At 62.2% G+C, this 21,119-nt stretch carries 15 protein-coding genes and 2 pseudogenes; 14 read left to right on the forward strand and 3 right to left on the reverse strand.

All coding sequences use genetic code 11. The features are described from left to right. From RBB16_RS07775 to RBB16_RS07810, 8 genes and pseudogenes are all read left to right on the forward strand, one after another. Positions 1 to 1,165, forward strand: a 1,165-nt coding sequence (locus tag RBB16_RS07775; RefSeq protein ID WP_306045622.1) for a 3-hydroxyacyl-CoA dehydrogenase, incomplete at its 5' end; no start/stop codon positions are given. Further along, positions 1,162 to 3,180 carry a phenylacetic acid degradation bifunctional protein PaaZ gene (paaZ, locus tag RBB16_RS07780; protein ID WP_306045623.1) on the forward strand — a complete coding sequence of 673 codons (2,019 nt, stop codon included), beginning with the start codon at positions 1,162 to 1,164 and terminating at the stop codon, positions 3,178 to 3,180. The genes RBB16_RS07775 and paaZ, both read left to right, overlap by 4 nt. A 2-nt stretch (positions 3,181 to 3,182) precedes the next feature. After that, a complete protein-coding gene (locus RBB16_RS07785; protein WP_306045624.1) occupies positions 3,183 to 4,028 on the forward strand; it encodes a PaaX family transcriptional regulator C-terminal domain-containing protein in 846 nt (281 codons plus the stop codon). A gap of 373 nt (positions 4,029 to 4,401) precedes the next feature. Next, the gene (locus RBB16_RS07790) at positions 4,402 to 5,502 is read left to right on the forward strand and encodes an ABC transporter ATP-binding protein (protein WP_306045625.1); all 1,101 of its coding nucleotides are present in this window, start codon (positions 4,402 to 4,404) and stop codon (positions 5,500 to 5,502) included. A gap of 70 nt (positions 5,503 to 5,572) precedes the next feature. After that, positions 5,573 to 6,687: pseudogene (locus RBB16_RS07795) on the forward strand (extracellular solute-binding protein). Positions 6,688 to 6,789: 102 nt separating this feature from the next. After that, positions 6,790 to 7,080 (forward strand): DUF1330 domain-containing protein, encoded by a 291-nt coding sequence (locus tag RBB16_RS07800; RefSeq protein ID WP_071690844.1) that lies wholly within the window; start codon positions 6,790 to 6,792, stop codon positions 7,078 to 7,080. Continuing rightward, positions 7,077 to 8,633, forward strand: a complete 1,557-nt coding sequence (locus RBB16_RS07805; RefSeq protein ID WP_306045626.1) for an ABC transporter permease — start codon at positions 7,077 to 7,079, stop codon at positions 8,631 to 8,633. The genes RBB16_RS07800 and RBB16_RS07805 overlap by 4 nt, the downstream gene beginning before the upstream one ends. Before the next feature lie 14 nt (positions 8,634 to 8,647). Then, positions 8,648 to 9,493 (forward strand): annotated as a pseudogene (locus RBB16_RS07810) (ABC transporter permease); the annotation flags it as partial. Between the two features lie 210 nt (positions 9,494 to 9,703). Here the strand turns inward: RBB16_RS07810 and RBB16_RS07815 are convergent. Continuing rightward, a complete protein-coding gene (locus RBB16_RS07815; RefSeq protein WP_306045628.1) occupies positions 9,704 to 10,438 on the reverse strand; it encodes an SDR family NAD(P)-dependent oxidoreductase in 735 nt (244 codons plus the stop codon). Beyond that, positions 10,435 to 11,208, reverse strand: a complete 774-nt coding sequence (locus RBB16_RS07820; RefSeq protein ID WP_306045629.1) for an SDR family oxidoreductase — start codon at positions 11,206 to 11,208, stop codon at positions 10,435 to 10,437. Before RBB16_RS07820 ends, RBB16_RS07815 begins: the two co-directional genes overlap by 4 nt. A gap of 151 nt (positions 11,209 to 11,359) precedes the next feature. On the opposite strand from RBB16_RS07820, the gene RBB16_RS07825 reads away from it, so the two are divergent. After that, positions 11,360 to 12,586: an acyl-CoA dehydrogenase family protein gene (locus RBB16_RS07825; RefSeq protein WP_306045630.1), complete on the forward strand. Its 1,227-nt coding sequence runs from the start codon at positions 11,360 to 11,362 to the stop codon at positions 12,584 to 12,586. Next, the gene (locus tag RBB16_RS07830; protein ID WP_306045631.1) at positions 12,586 to 13,605 is read left to right on the forward strand and encodes a phosphotransferase family protein; all 1,020 of its coding nucleotides are present in this window, start codon (positions 12,586 to 12,588) and stop codon (positions 13,603 to 13,605) included. The genes RBB16_RS07825 and RBB16_RS07830 overlap by 1 nt, the downstream gene beginning before the upstream one ends. A 182-nt stretch (positions 13,606 to 13,787) precedes the next feature. Here the strand turns inward: RBB16_RS07830 and betC are convergent, their stop codons facing one another. Further along, positions 13,788 to 15,323, reverse strand: coding sequence for a choline-sulfatase (betC, locus tag RBB16_RS07835; RefSeq protein WP_306045632.1), 1,536 nt, complete (start codon positions 15,321 to 15,323; stop codon positions 13,788 to 13,790). A 481-nt stretch (positions 15,324 to 15,804) separates the two neighbouring features. Between betC and RBB16_RS07840 the strand changes: the two genes are divergently transcribed. The 4 genes from RBB16_RS07840 (at position 15,805) to RBB16_RS07855 (ending at position 20,997) form a co-directional block, all read left to right on the forward strand. Next, positions 15,805 to 17,373 (forward strand): ABC transporter substrate-binding protein, encoded by a 1,569-nt coding sequence (locus RBB16_RS07840; RefSeq protein WP_306045633.1) that lies wholly within the window; start codon positions 15,805 to 15,807, stop codon positions 17,371 to 17,373. Positions 17,374 to 17,465: 92 nt separating this feature from the next. Beyond that, positions 17,466 to 18,422 carry an ABC transporter permease gene (locus RBB16_RS07845; protein ID WP_071690835.1) on the forward strand — a complete coding sequence of 319 codons (957 nt, stop codon included), beginning with the start codon at positions 17,466 to 17,468 and terminating at the stop codon, positions 18,420 to 18,422. Positions 18,423 to 18,434: 12 nt separating this feature from the next. Further along, positions 18,435 to 19,358 (forward strand): ABC transporter permease, encoded by a 924-nt coding sequence (locus RBB16_RS07850; RefSeq protein WP_083431444.1) that lies wholly within the window; start codon positions 18,435 to 18,437, stop codon positions 19,356 to 19,358. Positions 19,359 to 19,362: 4 nt separating this feature from the next. Next, positions 19,363 to 20,997 carry an ABC transporter ATP-binding protein gene (locus RBB16_RS07855; RefSeq protein WP_306045634.1) on the forward strand — a complete coding sequence of 545 codons (1,635 nt, stop codon included), beginning with the start codon at positions 19,363 to 19,365 and terminating at the stop codon, positions 20,995 to 20,997. Positions 20,998 to 21,119: the final 122 nt, after the last annotated feature.

The raw sequence follows: 21,119 nt of genomic DNA on the forward strand, positions 1-21,119 counted from the left end.
GGGGGCGGGGATTGCCGCCTCTTGTCTGTCTGCCGGATTGCGGGTGACCTTGATCGAGCGAAGCGCAAAAGAGGCAAGCGCCGCGCAAGGCCGCGTGGAGGGGCTGGTTGCCGGGGCGCTGAAACGCGGGAAAATTTCGCAATCCCAGTATGAAAGCCAGATGACCGCCTTCGCGGCGGTGGATAATTACGCGGCGGCCTCTGGCGTAGATCTGGCGGTTGAGGCGGTGTTCGAGGACCTGGGCGTCAAGCAGGCGGTGTTTGCGGAATTGGCGAAACATCTGTCGCAGGACGCCATCCTTGCCACCAATACCTCCTATCTCGATCCGCAGGAGATTTTTGCCGACATCCCCAACAAGGCGCGATGCCTCGGCCTGCATTTCTTCTCGCCCGCCCATGTGATGAAGCTGGTCGAGGTGGTGAACACCCCTGAAACCGACCCCGATGTGCTGGCCACCGGGTTCCAACTGGCCAAGCGGCTGCGCAAGATCGCGGTGCTGTCGGGCATCTGTGACGGGTTCATCGGCAACCGGATGCTGTCGGCCTATCGGCGCGAGGCGGAATATCTGTTGGCCGATGGCGCGCTGCCGCATGAGGTGGATGCAGCGATGCGGGGCTTTGGTATGCCGATGGGGCCGTTTGAATTGCAGGACCTGACGGGGCTGCAAATCGCCTGGGCCAACCGCAAGCGGCAGGCAGAAACGCGTGACCCCGCAGAGCGCTATGAGAGCATCGCCGATACGCTGTGCGAGTTGGGCCGCCTTGGGCAGCGCAGCGGCAAGGGCTGGTATACCTATGCCGAGGGCAGTCGTGCACCGCAGCGTGACCCGGAGGTCGAGGCGCTGATCGTGGCCTATTCGGCCGAACGCGGCATCACCCGGCGCAAATACACGGAACAGGAGATCCGCGACCGGCTGCTGGCCGTCTATGCCAATGAAGGCGCGCGGATCGTGGAGGAAGGGACCGCCGAGGATTTCGCGGCGGTCGATATGGTCAAGCTGCATGGCTACGGTTTCCCGCGCTGGCGGGGCGGGCCGATGCAATATGCGGCTGAGGTGGGGTGGGCCGCGATGGCCCGCGTAATGGCCGAGGTGGCGGGGGAAAGCCCCGGCTCCTGGGCCCTGGCCGACCATCTTGCCCGCGCGCTGGAAGGAGAACGGACATGAGCCTGCTGGATATCAAAAGCTTCGCCGCGGACGAGTGGATTGCGCCCGATAGCAGCGCGCGGATGATCGCGAGCGCCGTCACGGGTGAGCCGATGGCGCGGGCCGGATCGGCCCTGCCGGTGCAGGACATGCTGGACTATGCGCGGGGTGTAGGCGGACCGGCCCTGCGGGCCATGACGTTCCACGACCGCGCGCGGATGTTGAAGGCTCTGGCGCTGGAACTGGGCAAGCATAAGCAAGCGCTCTATGACCTCAGCTTCAGCACCGGGGCCACGCAATCGGATCACCTGATCGACATTGATGGCGGCATCGGCACGATGTTCGTCTTCGCCTCCAAGGGGCGGCGGGAAATGCCGGATGGGCATGTGTATCTTGATGGCGAGGTGGAGCAGTTAAGCCGCAATGGCACCTTCCTCGGTCAGCATATTGCGACGCCATTGCAAGGGGTTGCGGTTCACATCAACGCGTTCAACTTCCCCGTTTGGGGGATGCTGGAAAAGCTCGCGCCGACGCTGCTGGCGGGGGTGCCTGCGATTGTCAAACCCGCGACGGCCACCTGTTACGTGACCGAACTGGCAGTGCGGATCATGGTTGAGAGCGGCATCCTACCCGCCGGCGCGTTGCAACTGGTGTCGGGCGGGGTGGGCGATATGCTCGACCGGCTTGGCTGTCAGGATGTGGTGAGCTTCACCGGATCGGCGCAGACCGCTTTGGCTCTGCGGTCGAACCCGGTGATCCTGCGCAATTCGGTGCGCTTCGTGGCGGAGCAGGACAGCCTGAACGCCTCGATCCTTGGGCCGGATGCCGTTGCGGGCACGCCGGAATTTGATCTCTTCGTCAAGGAAGTGACGCGAGAGATGACCACGAAAGCGGGCCAGAAATGCACCGCCATTCGCCGGATCATCGCGCCACAGGCTGCGGTGCCTGCGTTGCTAGAGGCACTGTCGGCCCGGCTTGGCAGCACCACCATCGGCAATCCGCAGGACGAGGGTGTGCGCATGGGCGCGCTGGTCAGTGCGGCGCAGAAGGCCGATGTGCTGGAGAAAGCGGCGCTGATCGGGACAGAGGCGGAGCGGGTATTCGGGGACCCCGATGACTTCGCCATGGCTGGATCGAAAGGCGCCTTCCTGCCGCCGATGCTGTTCCATTGTGCCGATCCCGACGGGGCCGAGCGTGTGCATGACACCGAAGCCTTCGGGCCGGTCAGCACCGTCATGGGCTATCGCGATCTGGGCCATGCGGTGGAGCTGGCGAACCGGGGGCAGGGGTCTCTGGTGGCATCCGTCATCACCCATGATCCCGCCGTCGCCCGCGAGGTGGCGCTCGGGTCGGGAGCCTTCCACGGGCGTCTCTACTTCAACAACCGCGACTCGATGACCGAAAGCACCGGCCATGGCTCGCCGCTGCCGCATATGGTCCATGGCGGGCCGGGGCGCGCGGGGGGCGGCGAGGAAATGGGCGGCATCAGGGGCGTCCTGCATTACATGCAGCGCACGGCCATTCAGGGCAGCCCGGACATCCAGTCGGCCATCGGCGGCACCTGGGTGCCCGGCGCGGCAGAGATCGAAGGCCCGGCGCACCCGTTCACCCGCCGTTTTGGCGATCTGGCGATTGGCGAGACGATCCACACCGATCCCCGCGAGGTGACGCTGGAGGATATCGAGCATTTCGCCCATTTCACCGGCGACACCTTCTATGCCCATATGGATGAGGAGGCCGCAAAGCGGAACCCGTTCTTCCCCGGCCGCGTGGCGCATGGCTATTTGCTGCTGTCCTTCGCGGCGGGGCTGTTCGTGGAACCCAATGAAGGCCCGGTTCTGGCCAATACCGGGCTGGATGGTCTGCGCTTCATGAAGCCGGTGCAGGCAGGCGACGCGATCAAGGTGCGGCTGACGGTGAAGAAGAAGACCCGGCGCAACGATGAATATGGAGAGGTCCGCTGGCACGCGACCCTGACCAATCAGGATGACGAAATGGTCGCGGAATACGAGCTTTTGACCATGGTCGCCTTCTGAGAGTGGCGAGCCGCGCCGCGCCTGCCTATAGTCGCGCCATGGAGACGGAAAGCCAGACATTCCGGGATGCGGCGGCTTTGCTGACCGGGGGCGAAAGCCACCGGGTCTGGTCGCTGATCGTGACCATCTTCGGCGATCTTGCCCGGCGTGACGGAGACCGGATCAGCGGCGCGGCGCTGACGCGGCTTGTTGGCCTGATGGGCGTGAAGCCCGAAGCGATGCGCGTGGCGTTGTTCCGCCTGCGAAAGGATGGCTGGATCGACAGTGTCCGCGAAGGGCGGAGCAGCCTGCATTTCCTGACCCCCATGGGGCGCAGGCAAAGCGCCGAGGCCAGCCCGCGCATCTACGAGGCCGAGCGCGGCTTTCCGGACAGGTGGCATCTTTTGGTGTCCGGCACCGGGGAGCAGACCGGCCGGGGGCAGCTCGACAGTTTCCTGCTGACCGGGGAATACCTGCCGGTGGGATCGCAGGTGGTGATCGGGCAGGGGCCTCTGCCCGAAACTCTCAAGGGCTTGCTGGGTGTGGAAACCGGGCAGGTCTCGGTGCCTGACTGGCTGCGGGAACAGGTTTGCCCGCCGGATCTGATGGCGCAATATGCGGCGTTGGAGCGGGATTTCTCAACGCTGCTGTCCAAACTGGATCGCGCCCCTCCGCTGGCAACGGCAGAGGCCGCGGCGCTGCGTCTGCTTGTCGTTCATAGCTGGCGGCGCCTGCTGTTCCGTCATCCCGACCTGCCGGACTGTTTTTTTCCCTCCGGTTGGCGCGGACCGGACTGCCGGGGACTTTTCCGGTCACTTATGGGCCGGCTGCCCGCCCCCGATCTGGTATCGCTGGAGGCGGCGCTGTGATCTGCGCCACCCGAATCCCGATCGCCGCGAATCAGCCTTGGGCTTTGGCTATTTGATCCGGGACCTGATTCCCGCAGGCTGCACAACCGGTCAGGGTCGAGTGGCTCCGATGTCCAATTTCCGCGTATCTATAGCGCAACCCCTTGCACTGATTGCCTAACAAACCCCTGTATTTTGGTCTTTCGAACTAAATTCCCTGCGGGGGCTGGACGCCTTCGTCTGTGCGCTTAAGGTGGGCAACAGGACATACGTGTCGGTTTTCGACGACCATGCGTCGTTTGGCGTGCCAGAAACCGAGGCGGATGCATAAAGAATGGCCGCCAGAGCCGAAAATAAGAACCAGCGCCCCGGCGCCGGACAACAGGGAAGAAACATGAACGCGAGTTCCGGATCGGAAAACTTCGTGGTCTTCGACCGCGTGCAGAAAAGCTACGATGGCGAAACACTCGTCGTAAAAGACCTCAATCTCAGCGTTGGAAAGGGTGAATTCCTGACCATGCTTGGTCCCTCGGGGTCGGGGAAAACCACCTGTCTGATGATGCTGGCCGGGTTCGAGACGGCGACGCACGGGGAAATCCTGTTGGGCGGTCAGCCGATCAACAACATCCCGCCGCACAAGCGTGGCATCGGCATGGTGTTCCAGAACTACGCCCTGTTCCCGCACATGACGGTGGCCGAAAACCTCGCCTTCCCGCTGCAAGTCCGCAACATGGGCAAATCCGACCAGGAAGCGAAGGTGAAGCGGGCGCTCGACATGGTGCAGATGGGCGATTTCGGCGGTCGCCGTCCGGCCCAGTTGTCCGGTGGTCAGCAGCAGCGGATCGCTCTGGCGCGTGCGCTCGTCTTTGAACCGGAGCTGGTTCTGATGGACGAACCGCTTGGCGCGCTCGACAAGCAACTGCGTGAACACATGCAGTTCGAGATCACCAACCTGGCCCATAACCTCGGCATCACCACGGTCTATGTGACCCACGACCAGACCGAAGCGCTGACCATGTCGGACCGCGTTGCCGTGTTCGACGATGGCCGCATTCAGCAGCTGGCCCCGCCGGACGAGCTGTATGAGGCACCGTCCAACAGCTTCGTGGCGCAGTTCATCGGCGAGAACAACACGCTGATGGGAACCGTCAGCAAGATCGACGGCGACCGCGCAGAGGTGCGGCTGGACGATGGTGAGATCATCGACACCAAGCCCGTGAATGTCAGCAAGGTCGGCGAGCGGACGCTCGTGTCGATCCGCCCCGAGCGGGTGGAATTCAACAAGGAACGGATGACCCCCGGCGCGCACACCATCAAGGCGGAAGTGCTGGAGTTCATCTATATGGGTGACATCTATCGCACCCGGCTGCGTGTGGCCGGCAACGAGGATTTCATCATCAAGACGCGTAACGCCCCCGATCAGCGCCGGCTACAGCCCGGCGAGCAGATCGAGATCGGCTGGCGCGCAGAGGATTGCCGGGCGCTGGACGCCTGAGCAACGGACCCGCCCCTCTGAATGGGGGCGGTGCCTATTCTAATAAAGACGATCAACAGAGGAGAGACTCATGAAACTCAAGACAGCTCTTATGCTGACCTCGGGCGCGGTAATGGCCGCTTCCATGGCGCATGCAGATGCCCATATGGCCAACAGCATGACGCTTGTCAGCTGGGGTGGGCCTACCAGGCCAGCCAGGTGAACGCGTATTCTGCGCCCTACCAGGCGATGCACGAAGGCCTGGAAGTAATCTGGGACGAAAGCTCGGCCGAGGCCGTGGCCCGTCTGCGCGCCATGAACGAAGCCGGCAACATCACCTGGGATCTGGTTGACGTTGTGGCCGCGGACGCCATGCGTCTGTGCGACGAAGGTCTGGCGATGGAAATCGACCATGACGAGGTTCTGGCCCCGGCGCCCGACGGCACCCCGGCCTCCGAAGACTTCGGCGACCTGATCGTGTCCGACTGCTTCATCCCGCAGATCGTGTATTCCACCACCTTCGGCTATCGCACCGACGTGGAAGCATGGGGCGGCAACACCCCCGACGATATCTGTGACGTGTTCGACCTGGAAAACTTCCCCGGTCAGCGCTCGCTGGAACGTCGCCCGATCGGCAACATGGAATGGGCGCTGATGTGCGACGGTGTCGACCAGGCAGACGTCTATGACGTGCTGGAAACCGAGGAAGGCATCGCGCGCGCCTTTGCTGTGCTCGACACCATCGCGGACAGCACCGTCTGGTGGACCGCCGGTGCCGACACCCCGCAGCTTCTGGCTGACGGCGAGGTTGTGCTCGGGTCGACCTATAACGGTCGTCTGTTCAGCCTGATCGAAGAGCAGGACCAGCCCGTCGCCATGATGTGGGACGCGCAGGTGTTCGACCTTGATGGCTGGATCATCCCCGAAGGCCTGCCGGAAGACCGTCTGGCCCGCGTGCTGGACTTCGTCCGCTTCGCAACCGACACGCAGCGTCTGGCGGATCAGGCTCGCTGGATCTCCTACGGTCCGGGCCGCGCATCGTCCGCACCGCTGGTGGGTCAGCACGCTGAACTGGGCATCGACATGGCGCCGCATATGCCGACCGACCCGGCCAACGCGCAGCGGACCTTCCTGTTCAACTACGAATGGTGGGCCGATTACCGCGACGACATGGACGCCCGTTTCCAGGCGTGGCTGTCGCAGTAAGCTGACGTTCGCGGCGGGGTTCGCGCCCCGCCCGATGACCTGAGACACCGGCAAGGCGGACATGCGCCGCCTTGCCAGCTCACCACGAAAGGCGGGGGACAGATGCCCAAGGGGTATATCATCGGACATATCACCGTCACCGATCCTGACGCCTACCCGGAATATATCCGGCGCGATACGCCGATCCTTCAGAACCTGGGCGCCAAGTTCATTGTCCGGGGCGGTCGGTCCGAAGTGCCGGAAGGTGAGACATTCGAGCGCCATGTGGTGATCGAGTTCCCGAGCTTTGAGGCCGCCAAGGCCGCTTACAACGACCCAGAATATCAGGAAGTGGCCGAAATTCGCCGGGCCTCGGCGGATAGCGTCATTATCCTAGTGGAAGGCCACGAATGACCGACAATACGGCAGATACCCCCGCAGGCCCGGTGCTGGCCGCTGACGGGCGCCCCCTGAAAGCGAGCCTCAATCGCGCGCTCAGGGCCCAGAAGATCCGTGCGCTGCTGCTGATCGCGCCGCTGCTTCTGTTCATCCTGATCACCTTCATCCTTCCGATCGCGGACATGCTGTTCCGCTCGGTCGAAAACCAGATCGTACGAGAGACCCTGCCGCGCACCGTCGCCGCGATGGAGGAGTGGGAGAACCACGACGAAGCGCCGGGCGAAGACGTGTATGCGGGGCTGTATATCGACCTGTTCGAGGCCGCCGAGTTCCGCCGCCACACCCGTGTCGGCAGCCGTCTGAACTACGAGATGACGGGCATCTCGTCGCTGTTCCGGCAGGCGGGCCGCGGCGTGGGCCGCTTTGACACCGACATCTATACCGATCAATTCACCGATCTGGATGCGGCATGGGCCGACTACGCCACCTGGACCGGGCTGATGGGCGACAGCGCCATCCGCGCCGCACTGCCCGAGACCGCAGCCGCTTTCGATACATGGGTTCGGATCACCATCGAGGCCAATGAAGATGACCCGGCTGAGGAAAACATCGAGGATTTCGTGTTTTTCTCGCTGTATCGTGACCTGGCTGGCAGCGGCTATTCCGGCAGCAACGCGCTGTTGAGCGCCGCCGCAGACGCCGTGGGCGGGTTCGACAGCATCTCGATCCGCGATCAGTTCGAAGATCTGGACGAAGACTGGCTGAACCCCGAGTTGATGGAGACGATCTGGGTCTATTCCCCCTCCTACACACCGGGCTATTTCCTGACCGCCATCGACATGCAATTGTCGGCGGACGGGATCACTGCGCAGCCGGAGGACCGGCAGATCTATGTGACGCTGTTCGGCCGGACGCTGTTCATGTCGCTGGTCATCATGGGCAGCTGCGTGCTGCTGGGCTACCCGATTGCCTTCCTGCTGGCGAACCTGCCGATGCGGGTGTCGAACATCCTGATGATCCTGGTTCTGCTGCCCTTCTGGACCTCGCTTCTGGTGCGGACCTCGGCCTGGAAGGTGCTGTTGCAACAGCAGGGGGTGATCAATGACATCCTGGTGTGGGTTGGGCTGGTAGCCGATGACGCGCGATTGCAGCTGATCAACAACCAGACCGGTACGATCATCGCGATGACGCATATTCTGCTGCCCTTCATGATCCTGCCGCTCTATTCGGTGATGCAGACCATTCCGCCCTCTTACGTGCGTGCCGCCAAGTCGCTTGGCGCGACGGATTGGACGGCGTTCTGGCGGGTCTATTTCCCGCAATCCATCCCGGGCATCGGGGCAGGCTGTATCCTCGTCTTCATCCTCGCCATCGGCTACTACATCACGCCGGAACTGGTCGGGGGCCGGACGGGTACCTTCATCTCGAACCGGATCGCCTATCATATCTCATCGTCGCTCAACTGGGGTCTGGCCGCTGCGCTTGGCAGTATCCTCCTCGGGGTCGTGCTGATCCTCTACTGGATCTATGACCGCATCGTGGGCATCGACAACGTGAAGCTGGGGTAAAGAACATGAGCAGCCTTCCTCCTTATGCCTCGACCGGCCAGAAAGTCTGGTTCTACAGCTTCCGGGTGATCTGCGGGTTGATCTTCTTCTTCCTGATCGCCCCGATCATCACGATCATCCCGCTGAGCTTCAACGCCGAGGATTTCTTCACCTTCACGCCGGGTATGCTGGCGCTGGATCCCGATGCCTATGGGCTGGATCACTACCGGGATTTCTTCACCAACCCGGATTGGCAGCAACCGCTGTGGAACTCGGTCCGGATCGCGCCCATGGCAACCCTGCTGTCGGTCGCCTTCGGAACCCTGGCCGCCATCGGCCTGTCGCAGTCCCATGTGCCCTTCAAGGGCGCGATCATGGCGATCCTGATTTCGCCGATGATCGTGCCGCTGATCATCTCGGCTGCCGGCATGTATTTCTTCTACAGCCGCATCGGGCTGCAGGGGACCTATCTGGGCGTCGTGCTGGCGCACGCGGCACTTGGCATCCCCTTCGTGATCATCACCGTGACCGCGACGCTTGTGGGCTTTGACAAGTCGCTGACGCGGGCCTCGGCGAGCCTTGGGGCGGATCCGGTGACGACCTTTTTCAAGGTGCAGATGCCACTGATCCTGCCTGGGGTGATTTCCGGCGGCCTCTTTGCCTTCATCACCTCGTTTGATGAAGTTGTGGTGGTGCTGTTTGTCGGTTCCGCCGGGCAAAAGACGCTGCCCTGGCAGATGTTCATCGGTCTCCGCGAACAGATCTCGCCGACGATTCTGGCGGTGGCGACGATCCTTGTGGTGATCTCGATCGCCCTGCTGACGACCGTAGAGCTTTTGCGGCGACGGTCTGAACGGCTGCGGGGGATGAGCCCCGGTTAACGGATCAGGGCGGCCTTCGGGGCCGCCCTTTTCGTTTCGCCGCCTTTGGCGTCGACCCGGGAACGCGCCTCGTCACCCCCGCTTGCGCGGGGACCTCCTTGGCGCGTGCTGCCGCAGTTGCGTGGCGAGGACGGCGCTTGGGTGTCAGGCCCTATCCCCGGTGGTGAGGTTGGGACGCCTCCGGCGGGAGTATTTGGGCAAAGAAGAAGGTCAGTAGGCGGTCACGCCCCCGTCGATGGCAATGGCCTGACCGGTCATGTAGCTGTTGGCCGGATCGAGCAGGGCCATCATTGCGGCGGTGATTTCCTCGGGCGTGCCGAGACGTTTCATCGGGGACGCGTTGGCAAGGAAATCCTGCATCCCGGCCATGTCGCTGTCTGTGACCATCGGCGTGGGACTGTAGAAGGGGCAGATGGCGTTCACGCGGATATTGTTGCGCGCTTCCTCGATGGCGGCGGTTTTCGTGAGGCCCACCACCGCATGTTTGGCGGCGGCATAGGCGGCCAGTTTAGGCGCTGCGCCCAGGCCCGCGACGGAGGCCACGTTGAGGATCGCGCCGCCGGTGTCCCGCATCAGGGGGATCTGGTGCTTGAGGCCGAAAAACGTGCCCTTGGCGTTGACCGCGTGAATAAGGTCGAATTCATCTTCGCGGATCTCGGTCAGCGGCTTCATCGGCCCCGCGAGGCCGGCATTGTTCACGGCGATGTCTAGACGCCCGAACTGTTCGATGGCGAGATCACAAAGCGCCTTCACGCGATCCTCTTTCGTCACGTCACAGCGCATGTAAGTGGCCAGATGCCCCCGCGCGACATGGCGCAGGCCCCATTTGTTGCGGTCCCCCATGACCAGAAGCGCGCCTTCTGCGGCCAATGCCTCGGCCAGCAGTTTGCCGAAGCCGCTTGCGGCCCCGGTGATCAGCGCGACCTTGCCCTCAAAGCGTTTCATATGGTCAGCCCGCCATCGACGACCAGCAGTTCCCCGGTGGTGTAGCTGGCAGCATCCGAGACGAGGTAGAGCACCGCGCCCGCCATCTCGGACGGCTCTGCGGGGCGTTTCATCGGCAGGCGGGCCATGATGTCGTTGTAGTGTTTTTCGCTGTCCAGCAGCGCCCCTGCGAAACGCGTTCGGGTCCAGCCCGGCGCCAGCGCATTCACGCGGATACCATGCGGCGCGCATTCCTTGGCGAAGGCGCGGGTCATGTTCACCACCGCGCCCTTGGTGATCGAATAAGTGCCCTGCATGTCGCCCGGTTCCAGCGCGTTGACCGAAGCCGTGTTGACGATCGCGCCCTTGCCCTGATCGCGCATCATCTTGCCTGCCTCAACGGACATGAAGAAGTAGCCCCGGATATTGACGTCGAGCGTCTTCTCAAAACTGCCGAGATCCGTGTCGAGTATATGCCCGAAATAGGGGTTGGTGGCGGCGTTGTTCACGAGGATGTCGAGCCGTCCATGCGTGGCCCTGATATGGTCGAACACGGTCGCGATCTGATCCATATCGCCGATATGGCAAGCGAAGGCCTCGGCGCTGCCGCCTGCCGCATTGATCGCCTCAGCCACGGCGGCGCACCCGTCGATCTTGCGGCTGGACACGATCACATGGGCGCCGTGATCGGCGAGGATCTTGGCAATTTCCTCGCCAATTCCGCGACTTGCGCCAGTGACGAGGGCGATGCGGCCCGAGAGATCAAAAAGCGGGTGTGGTTGGATGGTCATGTCTGGGCCTCCGTCATTAGGGGGGAGGCTAGTGGTGAGTGGGCGAAACGCAAGGGCTTTTGGCGGCCTTGCGGAAATGACACGACGGCACGGTTGACAGGCCGGGGACAGGGGCGGACCTTACCTGCAACCAGCGAGGAGGAGTGAGCAGGTGGATTTCGAACCGACGCCGAAGATGCGCGAGATGCAGGCGCGCCTGACCGAGTTCATGGAGGCACATATCTATCCGGCGGAACCCGTTTTCGCGCGGCATTTCGAGACCACGGATACACCCTTTCGCACGCCCGATTTCTACGAGGACCTGAAGGAGAAGGCCCGCGCGGCGGGGTTGTGGAACCTTTTCCGTCCAAAGGCCCATGGCGGGGATCTGTCGAACCTGGAATATGCGCCGCTGGCCGAGATCATGGGCCGGGTCTGGTGGGCGCCCGAGCTTTTCAACTGCAATGCGCCCGACACGGGCAATATGGAAACGCTGATGCTTTATGGCAGCGAGGCTCAGAAGGCGCGTTGGCTGGAGCCTTTGCTGGACGGCAAGATCCGGTCTGGCTTTGCGATGACGGAACCGGATGTCGCGTCCTCGGACGCCACGAATATCCGCACCGAAATCCGCCGCGATGGCGATAGCTACGTGGTGAACGGGCGCAAGTGGTATACCACGGGTGGCATGCGCGAAAGCTGCGCGGTGTTTATTGTTATGGGCAAGTCTGCCCCGGACAATCCCGATCGCCACAAGCAGCAAAGCATGATCCTGGTGCCGCGCGACACGCCGGGTGTGAATATCCTGCGCCATGTCACCACTCTAGGCTACGCGGATGCGCCTTTTGGCGAGGCCGAGATCGAGTTTGATAATGTGCGGGTACCAGCGGACAACCTGCTGCTTGGCGAGGGCAGGGGGTTTGAAATTGCTCAAGGCCGGCTTGGGCCGGGGCGCATTCACCACTGCATGCGGCTGGTGGGGGCCGCGCAGAGGGCGCTGGAGCTGATGATGGACCGGGTGGAAGAACGTGAAACCTTCGGGCGGCGGCTCAGCCAGCATCAATCGGTGCGCGAGGACATTGCCAAAAGCTGGTGCGAGATTGAACAGGCGCGCCTGCTGACCCTGAAGGCGGCGGCCAAGATCGACCGGGATGGCGCGAAAGCCGCGAAAGACCTGATTTCCGCGATCAAGATCGTGGCGCCGATGATGGCGCAGACGGTGATTGACCGCTCGATCCAGATCCATGGGGGCAAGGGGCTGACCCAGGATCTGCCGCTGGCGGAATTGTTCAATTATGCCAGACAGATACGCTTTGCAGATGGGCCGGACCAGGTGCATATGATGGCGCTTGGGCGGCAATTGGTCAGGGCGCATCACGAGGGCAACAAGGGGCCGGTCTGATGGAGGAGGCGGAGCTTAAGCGGCTAGGCAGCTACCTGGAGGCACATCTGCCGGGGTTTCGCGGGTTGCGCACGGCGCAGAAATTCTCGGATGGGCAGTCGAACCCGACCTACAAGCTGCGCGCGGAAAGCGGGGCCTATGTGCTGCGCCGCAAACCGCCGGGCGAGTTGCTGAAGTCGGCCCATGCGGTGGATCGGGAGTTTCGGGTGCTGTCGGCACTGGCCGAAACGGATGTGCCCGTGGCCCGCGCCCTGCATCTCTGCACCGATGACAGCGTGCTTGGGGCGATGTTCTACGTGATGGAATTTGTCGAGGGGCGGGTCTTTTGGGACCCGTCGCTGCCGGGGATGGAGCCTGCGGAGCGCGCCGCGATCTATGATCAGATGAATGTGGCGCTGGCGGCGATTCATAGCGTGGATCTGGGGGCCGTGGACCTTGCGGATTTCGGCCGGGCAGGGAGCTATTACGAGCGCCAGTTCGCGACCTGGGTACGCCAGTATCGCGCGACGGAGACCGGCCGCATCCCGGCAATGGAACGGATTATCGACTGGTTAGGCGCCAATATGGTGCCCGATGACGGGCGCGTGTCGCTGGTCCATGGCGACTACCGGCTGGACAATGTGATGTTCGCGCCGGACACGCCCAGGTTGATCGCGGTGATGGATTGGGAGCTGTCTACGCTCGGTCATCCACTGGCCGATCTGGCCTATCAATGCATGTTGTGGCGGATGCCGCCGGGGCCTGTGTTGAGCGGGCTGGAAGGAGTGGATCGCGGGGCGCTCGGGCTGCCCACAGAAGACGAGTACGTCGCGCGATATTGCGAACGGGTAGGGATATCGGGGATCGAAAACTGGGCGTTCTATCTGGTCTTCGGCCTGTTTCGGTTGGCCGCCATCGTGCAGGGCGTGGGCTATCGCGGATTAAAGGGCAATGCGTCTTCGGATCGGGCCTTGCTGGTGGGGGCGCTGGCTGCACCTTTGGCCGAAAAAGCCTGTGAAATTCTTGACGGGCAGGGCTGACACGGCCCCTCTAAGTTGTTGAAATCAGATTCATTATTGGAATCCAGACAGTTGTTGAGCGACTCTCGAGTCATTCATGAAGACTGCCCGCAGGGCCAACTCAAAACCAACCCCCGCCAGATTTGGAACTGACGGGGGCAGATCTTATTTGATCAAACGCCTTAAAGGCGAGCGACCTCATTCTAACTATCTGATTTTTCGTTGAAAGGTGGGAAGCGCGTCATCTCTGCCGCCACTGTCCAATCCATATGGTTGCGCACAAACTCCTGTGCGGCATCGCGGGGCGGTTGATAGTCCCAGCTGACCAGCGCACCGATCTCCATGGCGCGATGAACCGGGCCACGGCGCTTCTGACTGGCCAAAACAGCCTCTCTAAGCGGTTTTTCCTGCCATTTCTCTGAAATGAACGCTTTGAATTCTGCGACTTTCTGCGCATGCGCGGGATCATCTGCCAGATTTTCACGCTCAAAAGGATCTGAGGAAATATCAAACAATTGAGGGGGATCAACCTCACAGTGGATGTATTTCCAAGGACCACGCCGGATCATGAAGATCGGATGGCTTGCACATTCCGCACAATACTCCCCAAGCACCTCTCCTCCATCCGGGTTATCCACAGCCCCCTGAAGCAGTGGCCAGAGCGACCGCCCATCCAGATCCATTGCCGGATCGGGGGAAGCTTGTCCCGTGGAGGCCGCGATATCGAGGAAAGTCGGCAGGATATCCAGCAGGCTGACGGGCTCTGCCACGGTCCGGTTCCCGACACCCGGACCCGCAATTATCATCGGGATTCGAGCGGAATGCTCGAAGAAGCTCATCTTGTACCAGAGCCCTCGCTCGCCAAGCATGTCGCCGTGATCCGAGGTCACGATGACGATCGTGTTCTCCAACTGCCCGGATTCCTCCAGCGCCTTCACGATTTCGCCGACCTTGGAGTCGAAATAGGACGTGTTGGCATAGTAGCCGTGACGCGCATTGCGGATCTCCTGCTGTGTTACCGGCTGCGCATCCGCGCCGATCCCGTGATGCACGCGCAGCGTGTGCGGGTCGTCGGTCAGCCCGGTCTGCGGCATGTCGATCTCGTCGTCGGAATAGAGGTTCCAGAACTCGGGCCGGGGCACATAGGGGTCATGCGGGTGGATGAGGCTGACCACCATGGCAAAGGGCGCAGTCCCGCGCATCGCATATTCAAGAATGCGGCGGCGGGCGAGGAAGGTCGCCTCTTCGTCATACTCGATCTGAAACGTGGTCGCGGCAGGTCCGGCCTGCTGCACGGACTCCATATTGTGATACCACTTGTCGATCCGCTCGTGCGGGTTGGTCCAGTCTGGCGTCCATGCATGATCGGACGGATAGACATCGGTGGTCAGTCGTTCTTCGAACCCGTGCAGCTGATCCGGGCCGACAAAATGCATCTTGCCCGACAGGCAGGTGCGATAGCCCATCATCCTGAGGTAGTGGGCAAAGGTGGGGATTGATGCGGGGAACTCGGCGGCATTGTCATAGGCCCCGATTTTCGAAACCAGCTGGCCGGTCATGAAAGACGCCCGCGACGGCGCGCAGAGCGGTGAGTTGCAATAGGCGGAATCAAAGCGCGTTCCGCGTGCAGCCAAAGCATCCATGTTCGGGGTTTTCACCACCGGATGGCCATAGGTGCCCGTGAACTGCGGGGCAAGCTGATCGGCCATGATCAGCACGATATTCGGGGGCCTTTGCATCTGTCTATCCTCTTTTCGGGGGGGTGGCCGGGCACGGTGCCGATCGGGCACGTACAGTGTCAATGACATGAAAATCCGGGCCAGACGCAAGAAAATTTCTTTCTTTTGCGGAAACGGTGTCGCAAATCGCCAATCACCGGTCGAATTTGGGTTTTCGCCCTCGGAAACCCGTGCAAGAGTGCCCCCATGGACTCGCTGCACTTGATGCCATCATGCCAGAACTCCGGAACTGAGGTTTCGAAAAACTCGAAAACAGGGCAATTGGCTTGCGGATTTGAGGATCATTGTTTCGATTGGGACCCAGGGGGTGCAGCTCAGACCACTTGCCGCGCATATCGAAAGCCGTTTAGCTTAAAACATGGCTTGGACCATGCGACGGAAGGCCGATGGCAGCCCCTGCTCCGGACCATGCGGGCCAACGAAACACAGCTCGAGACTGTGAGAAACTCGAAAGAACTATGACAACAGCGGAGAAAGCAACATGACGAAGACTTCACTTCTTTCGGGCGGTGTAAGCCGCCGTGGCGTGCTGAAAGGCGCGTCTGCCATTGGCGGTGCGGCGCTGATCAGCTCAATGGGGGCCCGCAAAGCTCAGGCACAGCCGACCCGTGGCGGCACGCTGCGCGTCGCTCAGGCCCATGGCTCCACGACCGACTCGATGGATCCGGGGTCGTGGGAAAACGATTTCACCATTCTGCAGGCCCATACCCGCAACAACTACCTGACGGAAATCGCGCCTGACGGGTCGCTGGTTCCTGAACTGGCGGAAAGCTGGGAAGCCTCGGCGGATGCCGCCACCTGGACCTTCACCATCCGGTCCGGCGTTCAGTTCCATTCCGGCCACATCCTGACCGCCGAAGACGTGGTCGCCTCGCTGCGCCACCACATGGGCGAAGATTCCACCTCGGCCGCCGCGCCGATCGTGGCGCCGATCACGGATATGGCTGTCGATGGCATGAACGTCATCTTCACGCTGGCCTCTGGCAATGCCGACTTCCCCTTCGTGCTGGCCGACTATCACCTGCCGATGCTGCCGTCCCGTGACGGTGAAATCGATCCGATGACCATGGATGGCTGTGGTCCCTACAAGATCGAGGAACTGGAATTCGGTGTCGGGGCGACCTATTCGCGCCACGAAGGCTATTGGAAATCGGACGCGGCCTATTTCGATGCGGTCGAACAGATCGTCATCCACGATGCCGCCGCGCGTCAGAACGCGCTGATCTCGGGTGAGGTCGACTATATCGACTCCGCCGACCTCAACACCGTGCACCTGCTGCAGCGTGCGCCGGGCGTGGTGGTTCTGTCGGTCACCGGCAACCAGCATTACGGCCTGCCGATGGATACCCGCGCGGCACCGTTCAGCGACAACAACATCCGCATGGCGCTGAAATATGCCATCGACCGTCAGCAGCTGGTGGATACCATCCTGAACGGCTATGGCGCCGTCGGTAACGACCATCCGATCGGCTCCGGTCAGCTCTACTACAACACCGAGCTGGAACAGAAAGCCTACGACCCCGATCGCGCGCGCTACTACCTGGCGCAGGCGGGCGTGGACAGCCTGGACGTGGATATCCACCTCGCCGATGCGGCCTTCGCGGGCGCGGTCGATGCGGGTGTGCTCTATTCCGAAACCGCAGCAGCGGCCGGGATCAACATCAACGTTGTGCGCGAGCCCAATGACGGCTACTGGTCCAACGTCTGGATGCAGCTGCCCTGGTGCGGTACCTACTGGGGCGGTCGTCCGACCCAGGACCTGATGTTCTCGACCGCCTATGAAACGGGCGCGCCGTGGAACGAAACCTACTGGAGCCATGAGCGCTTCAACGAGCTGCTGCTTGCGGCCCGTGCTGAACTGAACGAAGACCTGCGCCGCGAGATGTATTTCGAGATGCAGCAGATCTGTTCGGACGAGGGCGGCGCGCTGATCCCGATGTTCGCGGCCTATGTCGGTGCGCATAGCGATGCGCTGATGCATGGTGAACAGGTGGCTTCCAACTGGCGCAACGACGGTCACCGGATCGCGGAACGCTGGTGGTTTGCCTGATCTGACACACATCGCCCCGGGCCGTTCTGGCCCGGGGTTTCTATTCTGTGACCTTAGGCGCACTCGGGACGGTGCCGCCTGAAGGGGGACCCATGTCACATATCTGGAGCATGATCGCGAAGCGACTGGCCCTTGGCCTGCTGACGCTGTTCATCGTGTCACTTCTGATCTTCGGGGCGACGGAACTGTTGCCCGGCGATTTCGCCGAAGAGTTCCTCGGGCAGGCCGCGACGCCTGAAACCGTTGCCGCGATCCGGCGCGAGCTGGGGCTCGATCTGCCCATGCACACCCGCTACATCGAATGGCTGACCGGCGTCTTGCAGGGGGATTTCGGCAATTCGCTGTCGAACCGCCGCCCGGTGATCGAGCTGATCAGCACGCGGCTTGGCAACACGCTGTTCCTGGCGCTCTATGCTGCCGCCATCGCTGTACCTCTGTCGCTGATGCTGGGTATCCTTGCGGCGCTGTTCCGCAACAGCTTTTTCGACCGGTTCTCGAACGCCTCGGCGCTGACCTCGATCTCGTTCCCCGAGTTCTTCGTCGCCTATATCCTGATCTTCTGGCTGGCGGGCCGGGGCGGCATGTTCCCCTCGATGGCAAGTTTCCGGGGCGATCCGTCCATGGCGGAGATGCTCTACCGCACCTTCCTTCCGGCGCTGACCCTGACGCTGGTGGTGACCGCCCATATGATGCGCATGACGCGGGCGGCGATCATCAACCTGCTGGCGTCGCCTTATATCGAGATGGCGCGTCTGAAGGGGATGAAGCCGATGCGGGTGATCGTGAAACACGCGCTGCCCAATGCGCTGGCCCCGATCATCAACGTGATCGCGCTGAACCTGGCCTACCTCATCACCGGTGTGGTCGTGGTCGAGGTGGTCTTCGTCTTCCCCGGTCTCGGCCAGTTGATGGTCGACAGCGTGGCGGCGCGGGACATGCCTGTTGTGCAGGCGGTCGCGCTGATCTTTGCCGCGGCCTATGTGCTGCTGAACCTGACGGCGGATGTGTTGGCGACCTTGTCCAACCCGCGCCTCGTGCATCGTCGTTAAGGGGGGCGGATCATGGGTTTTCTGACTGGACTCTTCTGGTTCGTCGCTGTCATCGCGGCCTGTATGGCTGCGGGCTGGCTATTCCGGACCATCGCCATTGCCGTCACTCCGAAAGGCGTCAAGAAAGAGCTGCGCACCGCGCCGCTGACCGCGTCTTTCGGGATGATGGTGATCATCATCTATATCATCGTGGCCGTCTTCGCCCCGCTTATCGCTCCGTTCCCGGAACGGATGGTGGTGGGGCCGGAATACATGCCCTGGGACGAGACGCATCTTCTGGGCACCGACAACCTGGGTCGCGATATGCTGTCTCGCCTGATCTTCGGGGCGCGCAACACGGTGGGCATCGCCTTTGCGACCACCGCGCTGGCCTTCCTCATCGGCTCGATTCTGGGTCTTCTGGCGGCCACGGTTGGTGGCTGGCTGGATCAGGCGCTCAGCCGCATGGTGGACGTGCTCATGGCCATTCCGGCGCTGATCTTCTCGCTGCTGCTGCTGACCATCTTCGGCACGTCGGTGATCACCCTGATCATCGTGATCGCCGTGATCGACTCCACGCGGGTGTTCCGACTGGCGCGCTCGGTGGCGCTGAATATCGTGGTGATGGATTACATCGAGGCCGCGAAACTGCGGGGTGAGGGGTTGTGGCGCCTGATCACGCGAGAGATCCTGCCCAATGCCATGGCACCCTTGGTGGCGGAATTCGGGTTGCGCTTCTGCTTCGTGTTCCTGGCGATCTCGGCGCTCAGCTTCCTTGGCCTTGGCCTGCAACCTCCCATGGCGGACTGGGGGTCCATGGTGAAGGAAAACGCGACCCTGATCGCCTTCGGAGACATCACGCCGCTGCTGCCCGCCGTTGCCATCGCACTGCTGACGGTCAGCGTGAACTTCGTCGTCGACTGGCAGCTGCACCGCGCCAGCGGGTTGAAGGAGTAAGACCATGACCGAGCAAAACAACGGAAAACCGGTCCTCCTGACCATGAAGGGCCTGCGTATCGAGGGCCGGTCCGACGAAACCTGGTCCGAGATCGTGCATGGCATCGACCTGACCCTGCACAAGGGCGAGGTTCTGGGGCTGATCGGCGAATCCGGGGCAGGGAAATCCACGGTCGGTCTGGCCGCCATGGGCTTTACCCGCGACGGCTGTCGGATTTCGGGGGGCGAGATCGTCTTTGACGGCATCGACCTGATGAAAGCCAGCGAGGCGACAAAGCGCAATCTTCGCGGCAAGCGCATCGCCTATGTGGCACAATCCGCGGCGGCCAGCTTCAACCCGGCGCACAAGCTGATGGACCAGTATTGCGAGGCCCCCGTGCAGCACGGCGTCATGGGCCGGAACGAGGCGGAAGGCGATGCGGTGGATCTGTATCGCCGGATGCAACTTCCGGACCCGGACAATATCGGCTTCCGCTACCCGCACCAGGTGTCGGGCGGGCAGTTGCAGCGGGCGATGACAGCTATGGCGATGGCCTGCCGGCCCGACCTGATCATCTTCGATGAACCCACCACCGCGCTCGATGTGACCACGCAGATCGAGGTTCTGGCCGCGATCCGCAACATCGTGGAACAGTTCGACACTGCAGCGATCTACATCACCCATGACCTCGCGGTCGTGGCGCAGATGGCCGACCGCATCAAAGTGCTGCTGAAGGGGGATGAAGTCGAAGAGGCGGATACGCGGTCGATGCTCTCGACCCCGAAAGAGGACTACACCAAGTCGCTTTGGGCCGTGCGCAGCCATGCGCGGGCAGAACAGCCCCCGGTCGCTGCGGACAAGACGCCGGTTGTCTCGGTCAAGAACATCACCGCGGGCTACGGTGCCGTGGATGTGTTGATGAATGTCAATTTCGACATTCATGAACGTCGCACCGTGGCCGTGGTGGGCGAATCCGGGTCCGGTAAATCGACCACCGCGCGGGTCATCACCGGGCTGTTGCCGCCCCGGCAGGGCGAGATCCTGTTCGACGGCAAGGTGCTGCCGCCCGACTATCGCCGCCGCACCCGCGACCAGCTTCGGCAGGCTCAGATGATCTACCAGATGGCGGATACGGCGCTGAACCCAAAGCTGCGCATCCGGGAACTGATCGGACGACCTGCCCAGATGTATCTGGGGCTACAGGGCAAAGCCCTGACGGACCGTATCCGCAATCTGCTCGACCTGATCGAGTTGGAACCCGACGACTATATCGACCGGCTGCCGGCCGAGTTGTCGGGCGGGCAGAAGCAGCGCATCGGCATCGCGCGGGCGCTGGCGGCGGAGCCGAAGTTCATCATCTGCGACGAGGTCACATCGGCGCTCGACCAGCTGGTAGCCGAGGGCATCCTGAAGCTGCTGGACAAGCTGCAAACCGAGTTTGACCTGGCCTACATGTTCATCACCCATGACCTTGCCACGGTGAAGGCCATCGCGGATGAGGTCGTCGTGATGAAAGAGGGCAGGGTGATCGAACAGGGCCCCAAATCCGAGATGTTCCGGCCGCCGCATGATCCTTACACGGAACTGCTGCTGTCCTCGGTCCCGGAGATGGACCCGGATTGGTTGACCGATCTGCTGCGCGAACGCGAAAGCGGCTAGGTTGAGTGGCGCTTTTTCAGGATTTTCACGGCCTGCCTTTCAGAAGGGCAGGCCGTTTTCGTGCACCGAGATGACGGAAATCTTAACTTTTGGGTGGAAATCCGACGCCTTGTCATATGAAA

Origin of the sequence: Nioella sp. MMSF_3534 (genome assembly GCF_030732985.1) — a bacterium.
GTDB lineage: Bacteria > Pseudomonadota > Alphaproteobacteria > Rhodobacterales > Rhodobacteraceae > Nioella.